Annotated in this window: 17 protein-coding genes and 3 tRNA genes; 16 read left to right on the top strand and 4 right to left on the bottom strand. The window is 44.4% G+C overall.

Annotated features, from left to right (window positions below; translation table 11 throughout):
• Positions 1–7: 7 nt before the first annotated feature.
• Both ACTQ9T_RS08010 and ACTQ9T_RS08015 read right to left on the bottom strand, forming a co-directional pair.
• Positions 8–1,399: a WS/DGAT/MGAT family O-acyltransferase gene (locus ACTQ9T_RS08010; RefSeq protein WP_413189904.1), complete on the bottom strand. Its 1,392-nt coding sequence runs from the start codon at positions 1,397–1,399 to the stop codon at positions 8–10.
• 311 nt (positions 1,400–1,710) lie between these two features.
• Positions 1,711–2,532 carry a thiazole synthase gene (locus ACTQ9T_RS08015; RefSeq protein ID WP_010195851.1) on the bottom strand — a complete coding sequence of 274 codons (822 nt, stop codon included), beginning with the start codon at positions 2,530–2,532 and terminating at the stop codon, positions 1,711–1,713.
• A 375-nt stretch (positions 2,533–2,907) separates the two neighbouring features.
• Between ACTQ9T_RS08015 and gspE the strand changes: the two genes are divergently transcribed.
• Positions 2,908–4,446: a type II secretion system ATPase GspE gene (gspE, locus tag ACTQ9T_RS08020; protein WP_026037034.1), complete on the top strand. Its 1,539-nt coding sequence runs from the start codon at positions 2,908–2,910 to the stop codon at positions 4,444–4,446.
• A 121-nt stretch (positions 4,447–4,567) separates the two neighbouring features.
• On the opposite strand, the gene ACTQ9T_RS08025 is transcribed toward gspE, so the two are convergent.
• Both ACTQ9T_RS08025 and ACTQ9T_RS08030 read right to left on the bottom strand, forming a co-directional pair.
• Complete coding sequence (locus ACTQ9T_RS08025; RefSeq protein ID WP_440464712.1) at positions 4,568–5,056, bottom strand: RidA family protein; 489 nt, start codon at positions 5,054–5,056, stop codon at positions 4,568–4,570.
• A 186-nt stretch (positions 5,057–5,242) separates the two neighbouring features.
• The gene (locus ACTQ9T_RS08030; protein WP_240216580.1) at positions 5,243–5,971 is read right to left on the bottom strand and encodes a DUF4442 domain-containing protein; all 729 of its coding nucleotides are present in this window, start codon (positions 5,969–5,971) and stop codon (positions 5,243–5,245) included.
• 352 nt (positions 5,972–6,323) lie between these two features.
• Here ACTQ9T_RS08030 and ACTQ9T_RS08035 point away from each other — a divergent pair, with 352 nt between their 5' ends.
• The 15 genes from ACTQ9T_RS08035 to pilV all read left to right on the top strand — a co-directional run bounded on the left by ACTQ9T_RS08035 (position 6,324) and on the right by pilV (position 23,092).
• A complete protein-coding gene (locus tag ACTQ9T_RS08035; protein ID WP_440464713.1) occupies positions 6,324–7,805 on the top strand; it encodes an McrB family protein in 1,482 nt (493 codons plus the stop codon).
• Positions 7,806–7,817: 12 nt separating this feature from the next.
• Entirely contained in the window at positions 7,818–9,386 is a 1,569-nt protein-coding gene (locus ACTQ9T_RS08040) for an McrC family protein (protein WP_440464714.1), read from the top strand.
• A gap of 228 nt (positions 9,387–9,614) precedes the next feature.
• Positions 9,615–9,691: transfer RNA gene (locus tag ACTQ9T_RS08045), tRNA-Pro, on the top strand.
• 109 nt (positions 9,692–9,800) lie between these two features.
• Positions 9,801–9,877: transfer RNA gene (locus tag ACTQ9T_RS08050), tRNA-Arg, on the top strand.
• Between the two features lie 40 nt (positions 9,878–9,917).
• Positions 9,918–9,993, top strand: a tRNA-His gene (locus ACTQ9T_RS08055).
• A gap of 665 nt (positions 9,994–10,658) precedes the next feature.
• On the top strand, positions 10,659–11,594 hold the full coding sequence (locus ACTQ9T_RS08060) for a helix-turn-helix domain-containing protein (RefSeq protein WP_440464715.1): 936 nt from the start codon (positions 10,659–10,661) through the stop codon (positions 11,592–11,594).
• A 328-nt stretch (positions 11,595–11,922) separates the two neighbouring features.
• The gene (locus ACTQ9T_RS08065) at positions 11,923–12,987 is read left to right on the top strand and encodes a hypothetical protein (RefSeq protein WP_440464716.1); all 1,065 of its coding nucleotides are present in this window, start codon (positions 11,923–11,925) and stop codon (positions 12,985–12,987) included.
• A 91-nt stretch (positions 12,988–13,078) separates the two neighbouring features.
• Positions 13,079–14,281: a type II secretion system inner membrane protein GspF gene (gene gspF / locus ACTQ9T_RS08070; protein WP_010195833.1), complete on the top strand. Its 1,203-nt coding sequence runs from the start codon at positions 13,079–13,081 to the stop codon at positions 14,279–14,281.
• Between the two features lie 640 nt (positions 14,282–14,921).
• Positions 14,922–15,383, top strand: a complete 462-nt coding sequence (gene gspG, locus ACTQ9T_RS08075) for a type II secretion system major pseudopilin GspG (RefSeq protein WP_189584089.1) — start codon at positions 14,922–14,924, stop codon at positions 15,381–15,383.
• Positions 15,384–16,053: 670 nt separating this feature from the next.
• Entirely contained in the window at positions 16,054–16,668 is a 615-nt protein-coding gene (locus ACTQ9T_RS08080; RefSeq protein WP_440464717.1) for a protein-disulfide reductase DsbD N-terminal domain-containing protein, read from the top strand.
• Positions 16,669–16,726: 58 nt separating this feature from the next.
• The gene (locus tag ACTQ9T_RS08085; protein ID WP_440464718.1) at positions 16,727–18,919 is read left to right on the top strand and encodes a cytochrome c biogenesis protein CcdA; all 2,193 of its coding nucleotides are present in this window, start codon (positions 16,727–16,729) and stop codon (positions 18,917–18,919) included.
• Positions 18,920–19,383: 464 nt separating this feature from the next.
• A complete protein-coding gene (locus ACTQ9T_RS08090; RefSeq protein WP_440464719.1) occupies positions 19,384–20,820 on the top strand; it encodes a phospholipase A in 1,437 nt (478 codons plus the stop codon).
• Between the two features lie 27 nt (positions 20,821–20,847).
• On the top strand, positions 20,848–21,705 hold the full coding sequence (locus tag ACTQ9T_RS08095) for a ComF family protein (protein ID WP_440464720.1): 858 nt from the start codon (positions 20,848–20,850) through the stop codon (positions 21,703–21,705).
• 281 nt (positions 21,706–21,986) lie between these two features.
• Complete coding sequence (locus tag ACTQ9T_RS08100; RefSeq protein WP_440464721.1) at positions 21,987–22,502, top strand: pilus assembly FimT family protein; 516 nt, start codon at positions 21,987–21,989, stop codon at positions 22,500–22,502.
• Positions 22,502–23,092, top strand: coding sequence for a type IV pilus modification protein PilV (gene pilV, locus ACTQ9T_RS08105; protein WP_440464722.1), 591 nt, complete (start codon positions 22,502–22,504; stop codon positions 23,090–23,092). The genes ACTQ9T_RS08100 and pilV overlap by 1 nt, the downstream gene beginning before the upstream one ends.
• Position 23,093 lies beyond the last annotated feature (1 nt).

Genomic DNA, 23,093 nt, shown 5'->3' on the forward strand with positions numbered 1-23,093 from the left:
TATTTTATTAATTTGCCGCTACAGTCTTAGCCTCGCTGATACCTTCTAATAAGATTAGCTCTTCCTCAAGTAATCCTAGCATGTCTTGAACGTGCGGTAGCAGCTTACTACAAGCAGTAATACAAAATTCAATTTTATCTTGATAGCTAGAAAGCGTGATATTCAGCGCTTGTCCATCAACGATAATGGAGGCTGGATATAGCGCTTTTAGCGGTGCGCCATTCCAATATAATGGTTTTTTAGAGCCTGGCACATTTGAGATAATGAGATTAAACGCCTGCTTTCTAGGGAATAAACCTGTCAGTACGTTGATACCTTCCCACGCATAAGCGATCGCGCTATAGTTGATAATTTGCGCTTTATTCATGCGTCTAAAGCGACGTTTACCACTATTCATACTCTTATAAATCAATTGTAGACGCTTGGCTGGGTCGTCTAAGTGCGTGCCCAGATTTGCCATCAAAAATGAAATCTGATTGCCCGATGCACTTTCATCGCAACGTAAAGACATCGGTACAAAGCCGATCAATGGCTTAGTCGGCAAGGCATTCATGGAGAGCAAGTAGCGACGCAGCGCTCCTGCACAGACAGCCAACACCACGTCATTGACGTTAACTTCAAATGCATCAGCGATGACACGAAAGCGCTGCATATCATAAGATTGAGCGGCAATACGCCGTGAGGCTGAGATACGTTGGTTGAGAATACTCATGGGTGCATCAAAGGTACCGACATAACCTTCATCATCACCATGCTTAAAGTTGTCGAGCAGTTCGGTAAAGACGGGCTTGATGGTAGATAATTGCTCTTTTAAGATACTGGTTATAGAGCGGTCAGCGGGTAATAACTTATCCACTGACTTACGATGACGCGCTATCAATGACCATATCGGCAAACTGACAGGCTCAGTGGGGGACTGTGATAAGGATTTTTCGACCAGACGCATGGCTGCAACACCATCGACTAATGAATGATGGATTTTGAAATATAAGGCAAAACGTTCAGGTCTACCCTCGGATTCAGGCAAAATACCTTCGATAATATGACATTCCCACAAAGGCATGGCGCGATCTAGCAAACGGCTATGCTCTTTCGAGATATACATCAACAGTTCACGAACACGCCCGGGATTTGGCAGCGCGACATGACGGAAATGATGCTCCACATCGAACTCTTCATCTTCTTTCCAAAACACCAGTCTGTCGAGCACTTGGTTAAAGGGAAAGCTTGGCGGTACCGTGGCGGTTTGCATCTGCTGCACGAGCTGATTGACAAAGTCACCATCCTCATTTTGCCCATCCTGTGGTAACTCGAATAAGAACAATCCTCCCACGTGCATGGGTTGTTTACGCGACTCAAGAAGTAAGAATAACTGGTCAACAGCGGTGAGTAGTCGCATAATAAATCCTTTTATGGCGATAAGTTTTCAATAAAAAATATATGATCTGCCCATTATAAAATCGCTACAGCAATAACCTCGTAAGCCATACTAAATAAGGTATCGCTTACACTCAGTCTTATTGTATCGATACTATTGTGGACTGACCATCATCAATAAGTGGCTATTTGGATGGCTACTAAAACCATGATTTAATAAAATGTCATGGCACCCATCAGCGTTATGTGGTTTCTATCTTATTAGTTTATCACTGGTTTTTCATTAAAAATATGTATTAAAAACGCTATGCTAACCAGCAACCCAGCCGACAGCTACTGGAAAAAATAGCCTGTTTGCGGTGAGCTGGCAGTGGCCATTTTGCGCATCGGCATACGACCAGCTAAGAAAGCCTGACGTCCTGCCCACACAGCATGCTTCATCGCATGAGCCATCATCACTGGGTTTTGAGCATTGGCAATCGCTGAGTTCATCAATACGCCATCGCAGCCAAGCTCCATGGCAATCGCTGCATCAGAAGCCGTGCCGACACCCGCATCAACCAACACAGGCACTTTGGCGTTTTCGATAATGAGGCTAAGGGTGTGGCGATTGAGCAAACCAAGACCCGAGCCAATCAAGCTACCAAGCGGCATGATCGCCACGCAGCCCATGCTTTCAAGCTCTTGCGCGACAATTGGATCGTCTGAGGTATAAACCATGACCTCAAAGCCGTCATCAATCAGCACTCTTGCGGCTTTTAAAGTTTCCATGATATTAGGATAAAGGGTTTTTTCATCACCCAACACTTCCAGCTTAACCAGATTGTGTCCACCCAATAATTCGCGAGCAAGCTTACAAGTACGAATCGCGGTTTCAGCGTCAAAACAGCCCGCAGTATTGGGCAAAATGGTGTATTTATCAGGGGAGATCACATCAAGTAAATTGGGCTCGTCACTATTCTGACCGATATTGGTGCGGCGAATGGCGACGGTGACAATTTCTGCTTCTGAGGCACCAATGGCAGCCCCTGTCTCAGTCATATCTTTATATTTGCCTGTACCGACCAACAGTCGCGACGAAAATGTACGACTACCGACAGTGAAGGTGTCTTGGGAAAGTGGCATAGGGATGGTAGCAGTGGAAGCCTGTGACATAACTGAGAATCCTAATAGCGAGGGTGCAGGGTTGGACAGAAAAAATAGCGTTAACAATGTAAGCCGTTAAGAAGCGAGTGTTAATCACTAGTTATTAATTAATAGCCGTCAACTCGTAGATGGTAATTACTAACTAATAGTAACGCATTGTCAGCAAAATAAGAAATCACATGGTAGTCTTATTGAGTATAAAGCGGTTAGCGAATAAGCCAGCCACATAAAATGCTACTCGCTCAAAACAAAATGCTATTATAACAAACTCATGCGCGCTTACTTGCAGTCTTTTTTGGTTTAGTCAATTAGGTGCACAATGCCTTTGTGAAGCATGAAAAGGCTCTTATTTCTGACGTTATGTCTATTTATCAGGTCGACTATATGATGCAACTGCCGTACAGTTTTGCCAAACGCCATCAACTCTTGGTCATTCTTGCTATTGATCCTGAGCTGCCACCGACTTTAGTGCTGACCAAAGCCACGCCATTGTCAGCGATTAATGAGGCGGTGCGTTTTTTACAGCAGCAGGGCATACGTGGTGTGCCGACTTACGAAAGCGTCAGCGCTGATGACTTTGAAAGACGCATGAACGCCGCTTATGCGGGCAACACGGGTGAATCACAGCATATCGCTGCTGGGCTTGAAGATCATCCCGACCTCGATAGTTTAGCGGATAGCGTACCTGAAACTGAAGACTTGATGGATCAGCAAGACGATGCGCCTATTATTCGGCTGATCAATGCGTTGCTGTCCGAAGCGATTCGCCTCAACGCCTCAGATATTCATATTGAAACCTTTGAAAAACGTCTGGTTGTGCGCTTTCGCGTCGATGGCGAGTTGAAAGAAATTATCACCCCAAAACGCCAGTTGGCACCGCTATTGGTCTCGCGTATTAAGGTCATGGCAAAGCTCGATATCGCTGAGAAGCGCGTACCACAAGATGGGCGTATCAGTTTGCGTTTAGCAGGACGAGAAGTAGATGTGCGGGTATCGACCTTGCCATCGAGCTTTGGTGAGCGGGTCGTGATGCGTCTGCTCGATAAACAAGCGGGTCGCCTCAACATGACCTATTTGGGACTCTCTGATAATGATTATAGCGAGCTTAAACGCTTAATTCATCGTCCCCATGGCATTATTTTGGTCACAGGGCCGACAGGTTCGGGTAAAACCACCACGCTATACTCAGCATTGACTGACCTCAACGATCAAACCCGTAATATCTTGACCGCAGAAGATCCGATTGAATTTCAGCTCGATGGTATTGGGCAGACGCAAGTCAATAATAAAGTTGATATGACCTTTGCCAAGAGTCTGCGTGCGATGTTGCGCCAAGATCCAGACGTGGTGATGGTCGGTGAGATTCGCGATTTAGAGACCGCTGAGATTGCGGTACAAGCGTCGTTAACAGGACATTTGGTATTATCAACCTTGCACACCAATACTGCCATCGGTGCGGTGACGCGCTTGCAAGATATGGGCGTAGAGCCATTTTTATTATCTTCATCGCTCATCGGCGTGGTTGCCCAGCGTTTGGTACGCACACTATGCACGCATTGTCACACGTGGCAGCCTGCTGATAGCGAACAGGCAAAATTATTTACAGAAATTGGCATACCGTTGGGTGTTGAAGGTTTGGCAGCTGAGGTCATCAATTTACCCAAACCAGTGGGCTGCGATAAATGTAATCAATCGGGTTTTAAAGGGCGTACCGCGATATATGAGGTCGTTCCCGTTGACGACACCTTGCGACGGATGATTCATAGTAATACGGCGGAGTACGAGCTAGAAGAATACGCACGCCAGCAGACACCATCGATACGTGCTGATGGGTTGCGCAAGGTCATCGCAGGAAGGACAACGTTGGAAGAAGTGTTACGAGTGACCAAAGAAAGCGCACTCACTGATGATATGATTGTATAAAGCGTGATTGTATAAAGCATGGTTGTCTAAAGCAGAACGGTTATTGAGTCAAAAGTTAGGTCAATTGACTCAATAACCGCGTCATGGAAAAAGCCAGTTTGGCTTATTTTTAATAGCGCTACTATTTTTCAGCGATGCACTCGACTTCAACGCTAGCACCCGCCGCCAACTCTGCGACACCAAACGCGGAGCGTACAGGATAGGGCTTAGCCAATTCAGCTTTATAGACTTTATTAAAATCATCAAAGTCATCCATATCTGTCAGCATCACCATACATTTTACGATGTCAGACTTTTGATAGCCGTATTTTAGTAGCGTGGCATGGATGTTGTCTAAAGCTTGTTTTGCTTCCGCTTTGATCCCGCCTTTGACCAATTTGCCATCTTTAAAACCGATTTGTCCAGACATGTATAAAGTGTCGCCGACACGTACCGCTTCTGAAAACGGATAGTTGCCACCATCACCCAAAAAGACAGGGCTAGATTTAGTCATGCTTGCGCTATTAGTTGCGGGCGCTGCATTGGCGCTAACGGCAAATCCTAACGAGCACGCAGCTACTAAAAGCGCCTTGGACAGGTTGGTAGTAAATTTATAGTTATGTGTGGACATCGTTGTCTCCTTATTATAATACCAAACCCAAAAAGTACGATTAGCGGCGTCAAACTCGTTTAGTCTACAATAAGTAGTACGTTCACTTGTCTTTCTGGCTACGCTTATTTTTGTGAATGGTATAAGCTTATGGATCAAAAATGCGCTATAAGCAGAGTATTAAGTAGCGCGCTTGTTGTTACGTTATCATTTAATTTTATCATCACTTTTAGCTGACGTGCTGTCTGTGGCTGTATTAGCAGCAGAGTCACTAGATTGCTCAGTCTCAGTTTTGGACTTATTGTTTTGTCCTTGGCGACGTGCTTCTAACTCTGATTTCGGCACCCAAGCCCATAGCATTTCAACCACGATAGGGTCGCGATCACTGTCAGACTCGCGGTCATGGATCACGCAAGGAATAACCATCTCGCCTTTTGGGGTGTTTAAAATGTCCAAGCGTTGCTCATCAGACAAGGTCGCCACTGCGGCCACTTGACCTTTTTTAATCGGGCGATAAAAATTAATCGAGTAAGATTTAATCAGTAATACACGGTCAGAAGGTAGGTTTAAACCCAAAATAAAGCCCGTTGCGGTCTCAGCCAGTAAAGTGATGGCAACAGCGTGGATAGAGCCAATATGGTTTTGCACGGCTTTGTTATTATTCAAGCTGACCACGACTTGATTGGGGTCGACTGTTTCATAATAGACGCCCGTCGTGCCCACATACGGCACCACTTTGCCAAAAGCTTTGGATAAAATAGTAGAGCGCGCGCCAGCGGGTAAATATTTAGTCACCGATAAGAGTTTGGTGAATTGATTGTTCACTGGCTTAAGGGTGCTATTGGGTTTTTCGACTGGCGATCTTGTGCTGTCAGTGTTGTTGGCTGGCAATTTATTGGTCAGCTTACTAGGGAGTCTTTTTAATAATCCTGACATACAAAATTCCTTATTTAGGTCAGTTAGATGAGATTTTAGCATGATAAATTTTCATGATAGTGGCAAGTGAGGTAGAGGTTATCGTCACCGCTATTGCGACCATATTACCTTAACCTAAGTGTCACTACTATTATTAGCATGAACTACTGCGCTTATAAAATACCAGTAACGTAGCCATATAATTAAGGGTAATCAGGGGTAATTAGAAGTGATGAGAGCTTGTGAAATACTTTTAGACGAAGCTATCTGTTAGATTCAGCTGCTAGCTGTAAAAATAACCATGCTGTAATAGTGGTATTTTAGCACGATTTTATTATTTTTTTGATACCCATTTTGGATGCTGGACGATGTTATGCCTGAGAGAGAGATTCATGAGCCGACCAATATTATTTATACTGGCGTCGCTGGTACTGGTAAAACCTACCAGTTGCTACAAATCGCTCAGCAATACACTGACGATTTGCCGAGAGCAAACGAGGCTGATTTGCTGGCACAGTTATTACAAACGCTAAGCTGGCGTGATGTGGTATGTTTGGTGTTTTTAGATTTTCACTCCGAAAAACAAGACCTCGTAAAAGTACCTGAAATCGTCAATCATGAATTTTTTGTCGCCAAAGCCGCACAGAATGCACGTGAGAAAAATTTAAGTAATACGGCATGGTCAGTGCTGCAAATGCACAGTCCCACCAGCTCAAAAACGGTCACGTACAAGAACCGTGCTAGCCAGGCCTACTTTGATAAAGACAATAGCGGGGCATGGTATTTGCTCCCTGAGAGCATGCTGTTACTAAAGGATTTATCGCAGAAACTAGCAGAGTTTCAGCAGGCGCAGCATGATAATACCGCAAGCCAACACCATGCTTTTAGTGACCAGCGTTTTAGTATGGTCAGTTTTCATCAGGCCTATGGTTATGAAGAATTTGTTGAAGGTATTCGTCCCGTCATGGCGGCATCTGGTCAGACGAGTCCTCATCAGACGGTCAGTAACCAAGCACAGATGAGCTACGCTATTCAAGATGGCGCGTTCCTCAAGCTCTGTCAGCGTGCAGCGCGTGACCCTAAACGGCGCTATGCCATGCTGATCGATGAGATTAACCGTGCCAACGTCTCACGGGTATTCGGTGAGCTACTCAGCCTAATTGAAGCAGATAAGCGAGCTGGCACGGCAAACGCTATGAGCGTTAATTTGGCCTACTCTGGGCGCGCTTTTAGTGTGCCAGCGAATGTCGATATCTACGCCACGATGAATACCCAAGACCATTCTTTAGCGCCATTAGACATGGCTTTGCGGCGTCGCTTTCGCTTTATTCACTGTCCGCCAAAGCCAGAACTGTTATCTATTATCACAGCTTTTGGCAACGCCAATCAAAGTTTAGAAAGCACTCAGTCAGCAGCATCCATAGATTTGACCAAATTGCTAATGGGTCTAAACAATCGCATTAGCCAAACGTTGGGGATGGAGGCACAATTGGGTCATGCATTTCTGTTTGGTGTACAGAGTTTGGCGCAGCTACAGACCGCATTGATTGAACAAATCATTCCACAGTTGGCACAAGCGGCGGGCGGACAAGTCGCTATCTTGCAGTACGTGTTCAGAGATGAGCAGCAGCCGATGAAGGCGCAGTTTATACAAAATAGCCAAGCAGCAATTAGTCAGCATTTGGATGACGAAATAAATGACCAGACGAATACTATGACACCAAGTCAGTTATTTAGCGGCCACAATGCCTTTTTAGGACAGTCGATGCATACTGGTAGCTATAAGATTAATGAATATTTTCTCGCAAGGACAGGCGAGTTTACCAATTCATCCGTCTACCAGCGTTTATATTAATAAGGTTACCAAGTGTTCATCAATAGCGTCGCATATGCCCCTACGAATGGTACTGTCAATAACAGTATCGCCAGTAATGTTAATAGCACTACTATGAAGGCGCTTGATACCAATATCATGACGGTATTTGAGCATCAGCGTTTGACGGTTCATGATTTTTTGCAAGCGTCTGATTTTCAGTGGTTGATGGCGCAAGAGTTTGCCGTATTTACTATCAAACGCAAGCAGAGACAATGGCAGCTAAAGGTCGGGCATTATATTGGCATAGTGTTATTGCCCAGTGGTATGAAGCTTGAGATTTTGCCCAAGATGATTGCCTCAGCGTCTACCAGTCGCACGCCACAGCAGCAGTTTTATGAATCTCATCAAAATAGCGCTAGCGATATCAGACAAGCCCGTCAATGGGTGCAAAATATGCTGTCCGACTTGATTAATCCTAGTAACCAATACCATAGCAAACTGCCCAATACAAAAAACTTAGGTCAATTTAACGCGCAGGTGACGCCGCTGCCGCTAAGCGCACCATCGTTGTCGTATTGGCTCGCACACCAGTTTTTACAGCGTTTGGCGCATTATCAACCGACCCAGCATTATCAGGCTCAGGTGGATAACCATGCAACGCTACAAGGCCGGCTGTTAATCAAAGAGCAACTGCGCCGCAATAGCGTACAACCGCACAAGTTCGTTTGTGAGCGCAGTGTGTTGAGCCAAGATATGCTGAGCAATCGTGTGATCAAGAGTGCATTGGTATGGCTGGCACCACTCCTACAAACAGCTATGCCGCCAAAATCCATACAGCTCTGGCAATCAGTGCATGCGCTTAACTACCATGAGCGGCAGCAACTAGAGTCGGTATATCAGCAAGCAAAGCGGCAGCTAGCGCTGCAACCCCTGAGTCAGCTACAAACAAACGCCGCCCAGCAATTGCTAGATTTGGCTTATTGGCTATTGCAGCAGTCAAATATAGAGACAGGCAGCGGTCTTGATACCAACTTATCCTCTAATCAATCTTCATCACGACCACGTTTGTGTCTGTTGATTGATATGAATCAAGCTTTTGAGCAGTGGACAAGCCTACGTATCGCGTCGATGTTTGAGCAATTAAATTTAAATTATAATGCACTGCATCAAGCACAAAGTGTGTGGTTGAATGATGCAGAAGGGCAGGCCTGCTTATCTATCCGTCCGGATTTACTTATTTATCAGATGCCGAATAATGATATTCGTGAGGATAAAAGTGGTAGAAAAACTCCCTATAAAAATAGCCATGGCACGGCTAGCGCAAAAAAAACGCGTAACTACAGCCATGTGATCGACATAAAGTGGAAGCATCTGAGCTATTCAGGGGCGATCAGTGCCAGTGATGCCTATCAGTTGACCAGTTATGCACAAGCGTATCAAGCAGGACAGGTGTGGTTGGTCTATCCGGTGCAAGGTAACATCAGGCAACCGGTAGCACTCAGACAACAAGTTCAAGGAAGCAGCGATAGAGACAGCAATCCCTCAAACGTGGCAAAGCTTTGGCTTGTGCCCTTTGATGTCTTGAGTGGCACGTTGAACGGTAAGCTCCTGCAAGAATGATAGACGCTATCATTGCTGTGTTTCACTAACCATGACTCGCAACGAAAAACGGCTATTCAAAACAATTTCAATAAAATTTGGTTAATTTATAAATTAATTGAAAATAGGTGTTGACAGCATCGTCTTTTCCCCTTAATATGTGCACCTCGATAGCGAGGAACATTAAGCAGTTAGCGGTATTGCCGATAACGAATTAATCAACTTAACTATCGTGATAATAGAGAATTTCGGAGTGTGGCGCAGTTTGGTAGCGCATCTGGTTTGGGACCAGAGGGTCGTAGGTTCGAATCCTATCACTCCGACCATCTATTTTAAGAGCCTTACAGGCTTTTTTTTATGTATAATGATATTGTTTTTGATGTTATAAGTTTCTAATATTATAAGCAGATCAAAATTTGTAAAAGTCCTTTAAGAGCGCCTGTAGCTCAGCTGGATAGAGCATCTCCCTTCTAAGGAGGTGGCCGCAGGTTCGAATCCTGCCAGGCGCACCATTTAGCCTGCAAATCTTGCCTTCCTTGGCAAATAGTTATGGCGGTTGTAGCTCAGTTGGTAGAGCCCCGGGTTGTGATCTCGGTTGTCGTGGGTTCGAGTCCCATCAGTCGCCCCATTTTATTTAGTACTATTTTATACTTATCTTATTTATAAATACTGATTGCCCTCGTTGGCATTTTTTTTCGTCTGCATTTTTTACTTCTTGATTTTTTCAATTCTCTGACTATTTTCTTCTGGTTAGACGATCGCGTGTCGTCCCTTACTTTTCACTCATGCCGTGTTGGTTTTTAAATGACCAGCGGATTTATTAGTCGCTAATTTTCTCATCAGTATTTTGTCACCAATATTTTATGGCCACAATTGATTTTGACAAAGCTTAGTTTTAACAAGGCTTAATTTTGACAGGGCTTAATTTTGATAGGGCTTAATTTTGATAGGGCTTGGCTTTTATTTAGTCATATATCCCTACTTATTTTAGGGTAAACTGCTCATTATTAAGTAAATATAAACTATTGATTAAAAATTTAGAATAATGATTTGATGGTATGGGTGAGGCTGGCTAATTTAGAGTACTGAGCCTTATTAATATTGCTAATATTAAATATTTCTACAGAGGCAATAAAGGACGGTCTTTCTACAAATTCGGGTTCGATATGTGTGTAGCGTACGTATAACTTTAAGCGCAGTCCACGATAAGTGATTTCTCTTGTGTAATATCTCTTAGGTGGTTTATTTTGCAGGGTTAAGATCAACTGCCATAGATTATTGAGGAAGTCATTGATGGACGCACTGAGTGTATTGCTACAAAATGTGCATTTGTTTGAAACAAAATATTATCGTTTAAATGGTTCTGGTAATTGGTCGTATTCACTGACCAGAAAAGACACCATTCTATTTTATTTGGTGATGTCAGGTAGCTTTTGTATCGATGTGGGCAATGGCTTACGAGAAGCACATGCCGGCGACATCATCATGGTTCCCAATGCTTATCAACATGTCAGTTATGCGCTGAGTCATCATGGGGATGCTGCAAAGCCGTTGGATGAGCTGCTCACTAATTGCAAAGACAATACGCTTGATATGATAAGTGACGGCGATGAGAAGTCGTCGTTGATACTGATTGAGTGCAAATACGACAAAGAGATGGTTAATCCTTTATTGTCGGTGTTGCCATCGATATTGCCTGAGATCAATAATGACACCGATGGTCGGTTTGAGGTCATTGATGTAGAGATTAAACTTTTAACCCTAGAGTCTCAGCATGAGCGCATGGGCAAAACGGCAGTGATCAATCATTGGGCAAGTATCATGATGATTGAGTGTTTGCGCGTTTATATCGAAAGCATACCTGAGGCAACAGACAATTGGTTAAAGGCGATGAAAGATCCATTTTTAACCAAAGCACTAGCCGCGATGCATAATGCACCCAGCCAAAATTGGACGATTCTGACGCTTGCTGAGGTCGCTGGCATGTCACGCTCCAGCTTTGCTCAGCGCTTTAAAGATACTGTCGGTATGCCGCCACTGACCTACTTAATCGATTATCGCTTGCGTTTGGCCGCCCGTTATTTACGTTTGCAGCAAAACAGTATCAGCCGTATCAGTGAGCTGGTCGGTTATGCGTCGGACTCGACCTTTAGCCAAGCCTTTAAGCGCGTCTACGGGGTGTCGCCAAAAGCCTATCGCCAGCAGTACCAAAGACAGCTGCTGGCTTAGTGTCTGACAGCGTCTTTAATCTCCTCGCAAAAACACCATCGCAAAAATACCCTCGTAAAGCGTTAAGGTTGAATATTCGACCTTAACGCTTTTTTGTTTTATATATGCTTGAATACTGAATATTCTCACTCGATAACGAAACCTAGATGGCGTCATTTGATTAAGAGTCTTTTGCTGTTGTAAAGCTGACAATGCGTTTAGGTTCAGGTACTATGGAGTGATGAGTCGCTTAGGTGCGACCACTTGTTTTTAGCGCTTTATATTTTGCTGTCTGGCAGTGATATCTGGTGACTCAAGCGATGTTTATTTTTGAAGCTGATGGTGTGTTATGACTGAACCGACCGCAAAACCAACTGCAAAATTGTATGACCAAAAAGGCGCTTCTACGTTTGCCAAAAATAGCAGCAGTATCGATAAAAATGATATCGGACACAATCAGCCTCTGTCAGAAGATAAGCTAAAAAATAAGGTAGCGATTTTGCCTGATAAAGCAGCGTTGTTGGCATTATTTACCTTGCCCACTTCTGAAAATGTAGGGAGTGAAAGCGCAAGGATTGACAGCACAGGTATCGAAAACTCAGAGACTAACAGAACTGCTGTCAACGAAACCAATATTGCCGAGCAGCGTGTGGCGCTGTATCGTGCCCAGCACGAACGTACGCGTCTACTTTATATGGCTTCTGCCGCCACGCGACCCACTTATTTGGTGCAAACGCTAAAAGCACAGTTCGCCGAATATCAACAGTATCTACTCGCCCAGCAGCTTGATAAGCGCGGTCTAATGGATACTGATGCGCTTGAAAGGCTTTGGCAGCAGCTGCATGTGGTTGATGATATTATCGCAGATATCGTGCGCCATATGCCCGCACAGCAGCCAGCGGGCTGGCAGCTAACCATGCAGGATGGTCACAATCCATTGCGTTTCGCGACGGTTGGCAAGCTTAAACACGGCAAGCCTATCTTAGAGCAAGCCAGCCTCAACAGTTATGTACTCAGTCACTTTGGCGTCAGCAGTTTTACCTATGACCGTGGCTATTACATCGGTCATGTCGTCGGCTATTTATTCAGTTGTTATTTTTGCGCCCATTTGTCTGTTAGCTATAGCGTGACGTCGCTTGGGCAGCAGGTCGTTGCCGATTATGAGTATGCCAGTCTTGAAACCCCGCATATGGTGCGATTGCTACAGGGCTTGGACAGTTATTGTAAAAAACGTATCTATCAGCTGGCAGTCATCTGTGCGCGACTTAGTGTTTTCGCCAGTGACAAACGCATTGAGAGAATGTTGATCGCTGAAGTGAATGATTTTGATAAAAAATTGCAACAGCAGCATCTGGATGTTTTATTATTACAAGGCTTGATGCCTGATAATAACGACTCAACGCCCCTGTTTTAAGTGGTTTTTTATCTAAGCCAGCCGTTATTTAAGCATTGATATTTACGCACTAATCCAACCCTTTTTTGACTACTTTAGGATATCCGCTGCTATGCCCGCTTATCATTATAAAGCGCTCGACGACCACGGCGGTGTCCAAAAAGGCTTACTTGAAGGGGATTCTGCGCGACAAGTACGCCAGCAGCTGCGTGATAAGCAGTGGACGCCCGTTGAGGTTAGTGCAGTCAATGACAGACAAAATCAACATAAAAGTCGTTATAAAAAACCATCGGCTTATGAGTTGGCGCTGCTCACCCGTCAATTGTCAGTACTACTCGCGGCTGGTATTCCGCTTGAAGAAACGCTGGCCGCCGTCGCCAAGCAATCGCCAAAAACCCATATCAAATCCTTAATGCTTGCCGTGCGTTCGCATGTTTTAGAGGGCTTGAGCCTCGCCCGTGCGTTGCAGCAAGCGGCCAGTTTTCCACCGTTATATATCGCTACCATTGCTGCTGGGGAAAAATCCGGTCATTTGGATTTGATCCTGAATCAGCTGGCAGACTACACCGAAAACCGTTTTGCGCTGCAAAAGAAAATCCAAGGTGCGATGGTTTATCCGATTGTGCTAATGGTAATGGCAGTCGGGGTAATCATGGGTTTGATGAGCTTCGTGGTGCCCAAAATCGTCAAGGTTTTTGAGCAGTCTGAGCAAGCACTACCTTTGATTACCCAAATCGTGCTTAGCCTATCGAACATCATTACCCAGTGGTGGTGGCTGATGCTGCTAGTACTGTCAGGGACGGCGTTTTTGTTTTATCGCTTTGCCCAGACACAAGCAGGTAAGCTGACGATAGATAGTGTCGTGCTGAGACTGCCGATATTGGCACGATTATCAAAAGGTCTGAATGCCGCGCGCTTTGCCAGCACCCTTGCGATATTGGTGCGCTCAGGCGTACCGCTGATTGAGGCACTACACATTGGCGCTGCCGTTGCGACCAACTTGCATATTCAAAAAACCATTATCACTGCTGCCGATAGGGTGACAGAAGGCTCAAGCTTATCCAGTCAGTTAGAAAAATCCTCATACTTTCCGCCGATGATGGTACAGATGATCAAAAGTGGCGAGAACTCAGGCGAGCTTGAAAACATGCTCAGCCGCGCGGCCAATATGCAAGAAGCGGAAGCCACCAACTTTATTAGTACTTTGCTGTCATTACTTGAGCCTTTGATGTTAGTGTTGATGGGTGTGGTGGTCATGATTATTGTGATGGCAGTGATGCTACCGATTGTGAATATGAATGATTTGGCAGGATAGCTAGGGTCTGTTGAACATTCAAATATTAGGACTGCTGATCGCTAAAATTGCCCCAAACTAGGCGTAAACCGACGATACTGTCGAGACCTTAGCTAGGTTTGCAACAACGTTTGGGGTGATTTTAGCATCAGCCTTTCAGGGCAGGACTATTTTTTGCCAATACATGGCGAAATTATCTACCCTAGAACGACTAGGCGTCAAAAATTTCACTGCGTATTGTCTAAAAAATAGACCCTGCCAGTTCCACATTTGAATGTTCAACAGACCCTAATATCTTTCTAAACCTTGCGCCAGCTTTCTTAAGATTTGCTTACTGTTGTATATTGTTGACTGAGTCGCATTTTTACTATGGCAAACTCAAGCACCACGCTATAGTGAAAGCGGGTCAAAATTACTCTCATCAATGTCAGCCGTTACTGAATACTGGCTGTGATGACAATATGAGCGCAGCGCTGGATAAAAATAAAACCATGGTTTATAGTGATAATCGTCTCAAGACTAATCAATACAACTTGACTGCCATTTTACGATTTAAATTACTCTGATCCCAAAAGCGATGATAAAAGCGATGACTATGATTGACAACCTTCAAGGAAAGACGGTGCCGCAACGTGAGATAAACCAAGCTCCTTCGGATACCATGGGTGAGCAAACGCCATTATCGGTGCAGCGCCGTCCAGCAAAAGCGCATTACCAGTCAGGATTTACCCTTATTGAGATTATGGTCGTCATCGTGATCTTGGCGATTCTTGCTGGTTTAGTAGTGCCAAAAGTGGTTGGGCAAAGCGATAAAGCGCGTGTCAAAACCACTGAAACCGCACTAGCGACCGTATCGAATGCCCTTGATATGTATAAGGTGGACAACTCACGCTATCCGACCACTGCGCAAGGTCTCGATGCTCTGACGACACCGCCTGCGGATGCCAAAAACTATCCTGATGGTGGCTATATCAAAGGTGGCTATCCAACCGATGGTTGGGAGAGTGAGATGCAATATGTGGCACCGGGTAACGAAGGTCGCCCTTATGACTTATTCTCGTTAGGGGCAGATGGTCAGCAGGGTGGTGAAGGTCAAGATGCTGATATTTATGCCAAGTTATAAACTATTTAGCGCCACTGACAATAGAGAATAAATGGTAGCGGTTTTAAAAAACAGGATCTACGACCTCACGGTTAATGATCGATGTATATCAATCAATAAGGCATTATTGGTTGATATTTTTTATGCATTGGTCAAAAAAATCCGACGTTATTTCGATATATAGTCAACTTAAAATAGAATCGATAGGTTAGGGCGTGTTGAACATTCAACTATTAGGGCTGCTGATTGCTAAAATTGCACCAAACACTTTATCAAATCAGGCGCAAACCGACGATAATGTCGAGACCTTAGCTAGGCTTGCAACAACGTTTGGGGTGATTTTGGCATCAGCCTTTCAGGGCAGGACTATTTTTTGCCAATATATGGCGAAATTGTTTAACCTAGAATGACTAGGCATCAAAAATTTCACTGCATATTGTCTAAAAAATAGTCACTGCCAGCACCACATTTGAATGTTCAACACGCCCTAATAGTTATGTGCGACTGGTATAAATTTCGCTTGCTTGCTGCTATCACAGAGGCTACGAAAAATTCATCCCAGTCGCACTGTATTTTTTTAAAGTAATTCCACTATAAGTCGATAGGTTCAGCGCTAATCGTAGCGCTGGGTTTTGAGTGCTAACCCAGCCAACTTCTAAACATTGAAAGCAGCAATCAAAGGTAGACAACCATGCCAATTAATACGCCATTCTCCAAAATGCTAACAAGTAAAGCAATAACAATCAAAGCAATAACAATCAAAGCAATAACAATCAAAGCTACTGCCAAAAAACCTTACTTGTTGTCTTTCGTTTTGTTGGGTAGTACGCTACTGACTGGACTGACAGCGACTTCCATGACAGCACAAGCAGCAGGATTGAGTGACTTGTTTAGTAATAATAACAGTGCCTCGCAGTCGAAGTTTTTGCCAGTCGATCAAGCTTTTCAAGTTGTCAGCAGCACCAAAGCAACCTCTAAAGGCACGCGTTTATCGATCGCTTTCGAGATTACTCCGGGTCATTATGTCTATAAAGATAAGCTCACTTTACGTTTTCCTAAGGGAGTGAGCGCCGCGCCATTTACGTTTAATCAGTCACCTGTCTCAATCGATGATCCAACTTTTGGCAAGGTACCTGTATTTACGCAAAGGAGTGTGATCGCAACCACGACTCTGATTACCAGCAATGGCAAAGGCGCCAAGAATGTGCCCGTTATTATCGGTTGGCAAGGGTGTGCAACAGCAGGATTATGCTATCCGCCAGAAAAAGTTAAAACGAAGATAAATATTGCTGCGACACGCAGATAACACGCAGACAAACAGCAAGCAGGTTGATTCAAGTATCGGTAATAATAGGTAGCCATTCATGTCCATCAAGACATTACGAAAATCCTCATCATTCAGCGCCACCACTCGTCAAAGAAAATCATATGTCTTAGCGCTTGCTATCGCTAGTGGTTCATTACTTACCGGTCTGACAGCGACCTCGATGACGGTGCAAGCGGCTGGGCTTAGCGACCTCTTTAGTAGCGATAAAAGTGCTGGGCAGTCGAAATTTTTGCCAGTCAATCAGGCGTTTCAAGTCAGTACGGATAGTACACCTACCAAATCTGGTACGCGTTTATCAATTAATTTTGATATCACTCCTGAGCATTACGTCTACAAGAAGCAAATTAAGCTCACGCTACCTGCGGGTGTGACGGCCGCGCCTTTCACCTTTAGCCAAACACCCTATTCAATGGATGATCCAACTTTTGGCAAGGTGTTGGTATTTGATCAGGCAAACATGATCGCTACCACCACATTGACGAATAATAGTGGCAAGAATATAGATAACGCCGCTATTGTCGTCGGCTGGCAGGGCTGTGCGAAAGCTGGACTATGCTACCCACCTGAAAAGATTAATACGACTGTCGATATCGTAGCCACATCGGCACAAATAACGGTAGATAATGCTAGTGCTGCGAACAAAGAGGCTGCGTCTAATGGCTCTACTGCAAACAACAGTTCTGCGAGTACAACCGATTCAACTATAAACTCTAACACGACATCAGGAGGGACTGCTGCAACTGATCTTGACAATGCTTTGCCTGATAAAGAGCAAGCACTGACAGACAATGGTGCTATTGATTATGATCTAATAGATGACAGCGCTGTAGAGTATGATTCTTTGGGTGGTAGTGCTGCGGCGAATACGCTCTCTGGAGCAAATAGCAACGTATCGGGTGAGGCGACCAACCGCGACAACGTATTATCTAATAACTTTATCGACAACGATCCTTTTGGTTTGGCGAGCCATCCTTGGCTAGCATTTGGCTTGCTATTCTTAGCAGGTTTGGGCTTGGCATTGACGCCTTGCGTGCTGCCAATGTTGCCTATCGTTGCTAATATCGTTGCCCGTCAGAAAAATCCAACAGTCAAAAAAGGTGTGATTTTAACGACCAGCTATGCAATAGGGGTCTCTATTGCCTACGGTATTTTGGGCGCGGTGATTGCTGTCTTTGGTGAGTCATTAGGTATCATCGGTTGGCTACAAAACCCCATTATCTTAATCAGCTTTGCCATTGTATTCGTTTTGCTAGCACTCTATATGCTTGGTGTCTTTACGATTCGTTTACCGCGTGCCATTACCAGTAAAATGCAAGGTTTAAGTCAAGCCGGTGATAGCAAGTTGGGCAGTACGGGTGGCAGCTTGGTTGCTGGTTTCTTATCAGCCTTAGTGGTATCGCCTTGTGTGTCTGCACCATTATTCGGGGCATTACTGGCCGTCTCGACCATCGGTAGTCCGCTATTAGGATTTGCCGCATTATTTATGCTGGGCTTTGGGTTGTCCGCACCGCTGATCCTAATTGGGGCAACGCAAGGCAAAATCATGCCAAAAGCTGGCGAGTGGATGAATTGGGTCAAGCTGGGCTTTTCTTTATTGTTATTCGCCGTGGCATTGTTAATGATTGAGCGCGTCTTTATCTCACCAGTCATGCTATTGGTCTGGGCGCTATGGTTTATGGTCGTAGCGACATGGGCATGGAGCTGGATAGGCAAGGGTCGTATGCTGACCCAAGCATTGGGTTTGATTGCAGGTATTTGGGCGACGACACTGGTTATAGGTGCAGCGTTGGGTAACGACGATAGTCTGCATCCACTGGCTTCACTAACTTCCCCTATGATGGCGCAAACGACTGGCCAGACGACTGGAGTGAGTAATGCCAGTAGCAATGCTAATGATGTGCGCATTACCACACTTGCGGAGCTGGATGTGATTACCGCGGCTAATCCTAAAGTGATTGTCGACGTCACTGCCGAATGGTGTATTGAGTGCCGTATTATGGACAAAAACTTATTCCACAATCGTCCTATGCAGATGCAGGATTGGCAATTGGTGCGCTTAGATATCACGGAAACCACAGATGCTTCAAAAGCTATCTTGGCACGTTACCAATTGTTTGGTCCACCAACGCTATTGTATTATCAAGACGGTCAATTGGTGAATAAGCAAGTCGGTGAAATTGGTCGTCAAGAGTTTGAGCAAACATTGACGGAATTGAATAAGACACAGTAAATGTGATGCTCTAAAGAACGATCAATTTAACTAAAAAATCCATTCAAAGCCCACATCGATGAGCCAGCGTCTCCCTCAGCCGAATAAGCTGAGGGAGACGCTGGTTTTTTTGTACCGATTTCTTAATATATGTTCAGTGTCTTATTTCTTAACAATGATCGCATTTACTATTTAAAGAGAAGGATTTGTCATTATGGCTGTTAAGTCATTATTAATTGAGTCTATGCTAGATTAAGTCTTGATAACGCTAGTATAATGGCAGTAATTTTATTACAATAACGCAACAATGTTCAAGCAGCAATGCTATGGCCGATGGCTACCAAAACTGGCTATGAGCGACACGCCCCAATAATTTTCAATCACATATCTATATCACTGACGACCAACTTTAGCTTAGCTATTATTGATGCTACCTGCATTAGACAATCTACTGGCTTCAATGCCAATCATGACAAAGGACACTTATGTTTGCTCCTCTTACACCCCAGCATCAGACTCGAAGCCTTATGGCTTTAGGGTTTGGGTCAAAGACTCAGCTGAGCATCGCTATGGGTATCGCTTTAAGCTGTACGGCTTTGCAAGCACAAGCGGCGAATGACGGTCAGGTTTATAATGAGATACCTGTTGCAGAAGCTATGCTTGAATATGATAATGACAACTCTCCACAAGTGGTTTACGAACGTCTAAAAAACCCTAATACGCCTATTGATCGTAGTAAGCTGCCGAGTAATGACTTTGTCGCCAAACAGGCGAAGTTGTTTTTTGAATGTACGCAAGTACAGACCAGTTCTGCCCGTCTGGCCTGCTTCGATAAGGTAGCTGAGCAAGGCGAAACGCCAAGCTACACGAGTACCAAACAACCGCTAGATTTGGCAAAAACCTTCAAATCGACCATTTCAGGTAACCCGCAAGTCGTCTTTGCTGAAGAGAATACCACGAGCATTGTGCAGGCCAATAATACCGATACAGGTTTACTGGTCAATCAGTCAGATTCTACTGAGAGCTTAGATACCGTTGGACTGACGCAAAGAGAAGCAGAAGTCTTAGAAAATGTGGGCGTCACGCAAGGCGATATCGAAAAGTATACGCCGCTTAGTTTGTCTTATGACCTTGATAAGAACAGCGAGCGTGGTACTTGGACGGTCAGACCTTATCGACCAACCTACGTGTTACCACTATTTTATACGTCTGATCCCAATTTAAATCCAGGGACACCGTCTCAAGAAACAGAGTCTTTGTCTGCAAATGACATACGTGAGACTGAGCTGAAGTTTCAGTTGTCTTTAAAGACTAAAGTTGCTCAAGATTTATTCGATACCAGTGCAGATTTGTGGTTTGGTTATACCCAAGAGTCGCATTGGCAAGTTTATAACGAAGATAACTCGCGCCCATTCCGTGCGACTGATTATCAGCCTGAAATATTTTTGACCCAACCAGTAGCAGCTGACCTACCTTTTGGTGGCCGTCTACGTATGTTAGGTGTCGGTGCTGTTCACCATTCTAATGGACAAGACGATCCGTTATCACGCTCATGGAATCGTGCTTATTTGATGGCCGGAGCGGAGTGGGGTAAGCTTTCAGTCATACCGCGTCTATGGGCTCGCGTGAACAGCGATAATAGCAGCGATGATGACAATCCAGATATCGAAGACTATATGGGTTATGGCGATATCAAGTTCTTGTATGATTTGCCTGATCAACAGAGCCTTAGTGGTACCCTGCGTTATAATCCAAGCACGAACAAGGGCGCTGCACAAATCGACTATATCTATCCGTTGTCAGAAAACGTCAATGGTATGGTGCAGTTGTTCCAAGGTTATGGCGAGTCTATCATCGATTATAATCACGAAAACACATCTATTGGCTTTGGTATTGTGCTTAATGACTGGAAGGGTTTTTAGTATCAATACTCATCCTAAACCTAAAGCATGTACCGCTTAGCGCCTTACCAAACCGGACTATGGCTGGCAGAGTATCTGAGTATACGCTGCCAGTTATGCCGTGTTCACCAAAGCGTGTCACAGTCTCAGCTGATACAATCTCAGCCAACAAAATCCCAAATAGTAGAGTCACAGTACTCATCAAATACCGCTAATTCTGCATCTGGTTCTTTGCCTAACAATCATTCCTCTATTGCCAATCTGCGCCATTTCTTTGATAAGCGTTTAAATAGCGGTCTGCTCTGTCCGCATTGCCATCATAGTATAAGCTGGTTACCTAAACCCTTTCAGGTAGACATGTCTGCTGGCAGTACATTATCTATCCAAGCAGCGACCTATTACGATTATCCGATACGCCAAGCGATTCGTGCCTTTAAGCATCACGAAGATATGACCAAGCTGCCATTATTGCTACACGCTTTGCGTCAACTCCCACGCCCGCACGGCTGTCATCACGACAACAGTATGATCGTCGCCATGCCGACCACCGCTCAACGCCTGATTAAACGTGGCTTTGACCCCGTTAGTATTTTATCAGCGCACCTATCCAAACATTGGCAAATACCGCTATGGCATGGGGTGCAGCGTATAGATGACACTATCAGTCAGCAAGGACTGACGCGTGCTGAACGTTTGAGTAATTTAGACAACGCTTTTGCATTAATTGAAAGTCCACCTGCTAAACGCTTGATATTATTTGATGATGTCGCCACCACCGGTGCTAGTCTGCAAGCGCTAGGGCGTGCATTACATAGCTTGTCTGGCATTACCTCCCTCAATAACGCTTCAATCTCTCATAAACATCCTCTTATTGCTTATGCTCTAGCGCATGGTAGTCAGTCATAGAAGTATTCTCATTCGATTGATGGCTACTATTATGTTGCTAATGTGTTACCTTACCGCTATATTATGAATATACTCTAGCTAAATTTGTTGTTTCTCTGTGCATTGCTCTATAGCTGTTACTACAACGCTATTTATGAATGAAAATGGAATAAAAATTGCAGGAAAACTGTACAAATTATTAAAGATATTAGATGAGCGGCACAGGCTTTACCATCATAAAAACTAGGTGCTCAGCACCATTAAGAAAATAGGGCTGCATACAGCCATAAATAGGATTTGATGTGAACGCATCTGCGAAAAATCTACCGCACCCATTACGAATGACCAGCTCAGGATTTACCCTGATTGAGCTGCTGGTAACGATAGCTGTGCTTGCCATTATTGTCAGTATTGCAGCGCCTAGTATCAGTACCCAGTTGGCCAATCAACGTGTTAAATCGACAGCTTCGACATTGGAGAATGCATTAAAAGAAGCAAAGGCTGAGAGTATTGTCCGTCGTCAAGACATTGATGTTATCTATAACAGCGCTAGCAACCCTAAAACGATTATTTTACAAAACGATGGTGACATATTGTCTACTTACAATATAAGTGACCAAAATACTGTGACCATCGCTACTATAAATACTCCTCCCACCGCTATAACTACGGTTACTTTTCAGCCTAACAAAGTAATTGCAGGTGATGACGATATTTTATATTCCATCTGTGATAGTGGCTCTACCAACGAGACGCCTAGACAAATTCGTCTTAATAAGATTGCTAATATTAATACTACGAATACTGGGAGTTGTTAATGAGTTGCAGATCCACACAGACAGGCGTAGGACTAATCGAGGTGATGGTAGCACTATTGCTATTGAGCGTGGCAGTACTTGGCTATAGTGCCTTGCAAGGACAAGCTATTAAGGCAACCAATGAGTCCTTTGAGCGCTCTCAGTCATTAGTAATGATGCGCAACATAGCAGAAAAAATTCATGCCAATCCTGCTGCTATTACAGATTATGCAACTGGGCTTAATGAGTCGTATTCGTCGTCAAGTGCACCTACTAGTCAGTGCGGTTTGGATGGGGTAGTTGCAGATTTATGCGATCCAAAAGAACTAGCAGAAGCTGAAAGCTATAGTCTCAAAGCTGAATTACAGAACTATGACTTCCAAATACAGATGCATCCTTGTCCTAATACTGGCGGGAATGGTACGGATGCTGCCACTAACATTATGTATTCGTATTGCTTGATATCAGCATGGGACGATACGACCCCTACTATCGGCAGAGATGATGAAACTGACTGTTTGACCGAACGAGTGATCGCTGATGAAAATAATGCTGCAGCCGCTGGTGGTAGTTACCATCCCAAATCCACTTGTATGATGATGGAGATATGAT

Source organism: Psychrobacter sp. ASPA161_6, from assembly GCF_051970285.1.
GTDB lineage: Bacteria > Pseudomonadota > Gammaproteobacteria > Pseudomonadales > Moraxellaceae > Psychrobacter > Psychrobacter glaciei.

Bases quoted from the DNA above. Each gene is read 5' to 3' on its own strand.
- ACTQ9T_RS08060 (WP_440464715.1), top strand. From the start codon at position 10,659: ATGGACGCACTGAGTGTATTGCTACAAAATGTGCATTTGTTTGAAACA.
- pilV (WP_440464722.1), top strand. From the start codon at position 22,502: ATGAGTTGCAGATCCACACAGACAGGCGTAGGACTAATCGAGGTGATG.
- ACTQ9T_RS08025 (WP_440464712.1), bottom strand. From the start codon at position 5,056: ATGTCCACACATAACTATAAATTTACTACCAACCTGTCCAAGGCGCTT.
- ACTQ9T_RS08065 (WP_440464716.1), top strand. From the start codon at position 11,923: ATGACTGAACCGACCGCAAAACCAACTGCAAAATTGTATGACCAAAAA.
- ACTQ9T_RS08085 (WP_440464718.1), top strand. From the start codon at position 16,727: ATGTCCATCAAGACATTACGAAAATCCTCATCATTCAGCGCCACCACT.
- ACTQ9T_RS08010 (WP_413189904.1), bottom strand. From the start codon at position 1,399: ATGCGACTACTCACCGCTGTTGACCAGTTATTCTTACTTCTTGAGTCG.
- gspF (WP_010195833.1), top strand. From the start codon at position 13,079: ATGCCCGCTTATCATTATAAAGCGCTCGACGACCACGGCGGTGTCCAA.
- ACTQ9T_RS08030 (WP_240216580.1), bottom strand. From the start codon at position 5,971: ATGTCAGGATTATTAAAAAGACTCCCTAGTAAGCTGACCAATAAATTG.
- ACTQ9T_RS08090 (WP_440464719.1), top strand. From the start codon at position 19,384: ATGTTTGCTCCTCTTACACCCCAGCATCAGACTCGAAGCCTTATGGCT.
- gspG (WP_189584089.1), top strand. From the start codon at position 14,922: ATGGGTGAGCAAACGCCATTATCGGTGCAGCGCCGTCCAGCAAAAGCG.
- ACTQ9T_RS08095 (WP_440464720.1), top strand. From the start codon at position 20,848: ATGTACCGCTTAGCGCCTTACCAAACCGGACTATGGCTGGCAGAGTAT.
- ACTQ9T_RS08015 (WP_010195851.1), bottom strand. From the start codon at position 2,532: ATGTCACAGGCTTCCACTGCTACCATCCCTATGCCACTTTCCCAAGAC.
- ACTQ9T_RS08080 (WP_440464717.1), top strand. From the start codon at position 16,054: ATGCCAATTAATACGCCATTCTCCAAAATGCTAACAAGTAAAGCAATA.
- ACTQ9T_RS08035 (WP_440464713.1), top strand. From the start codon at position 6,324: ATGCCTGAGAGAGAGATTCATGAGCCGACCAATATTATTTATACTGGC.
- gspE (WP_026037034.1), top strand. From the start codon at position 2,908: ATGATGCAACTGCCGTACAGTTTTGCCAAACGCCATCAACTCTTGGTC.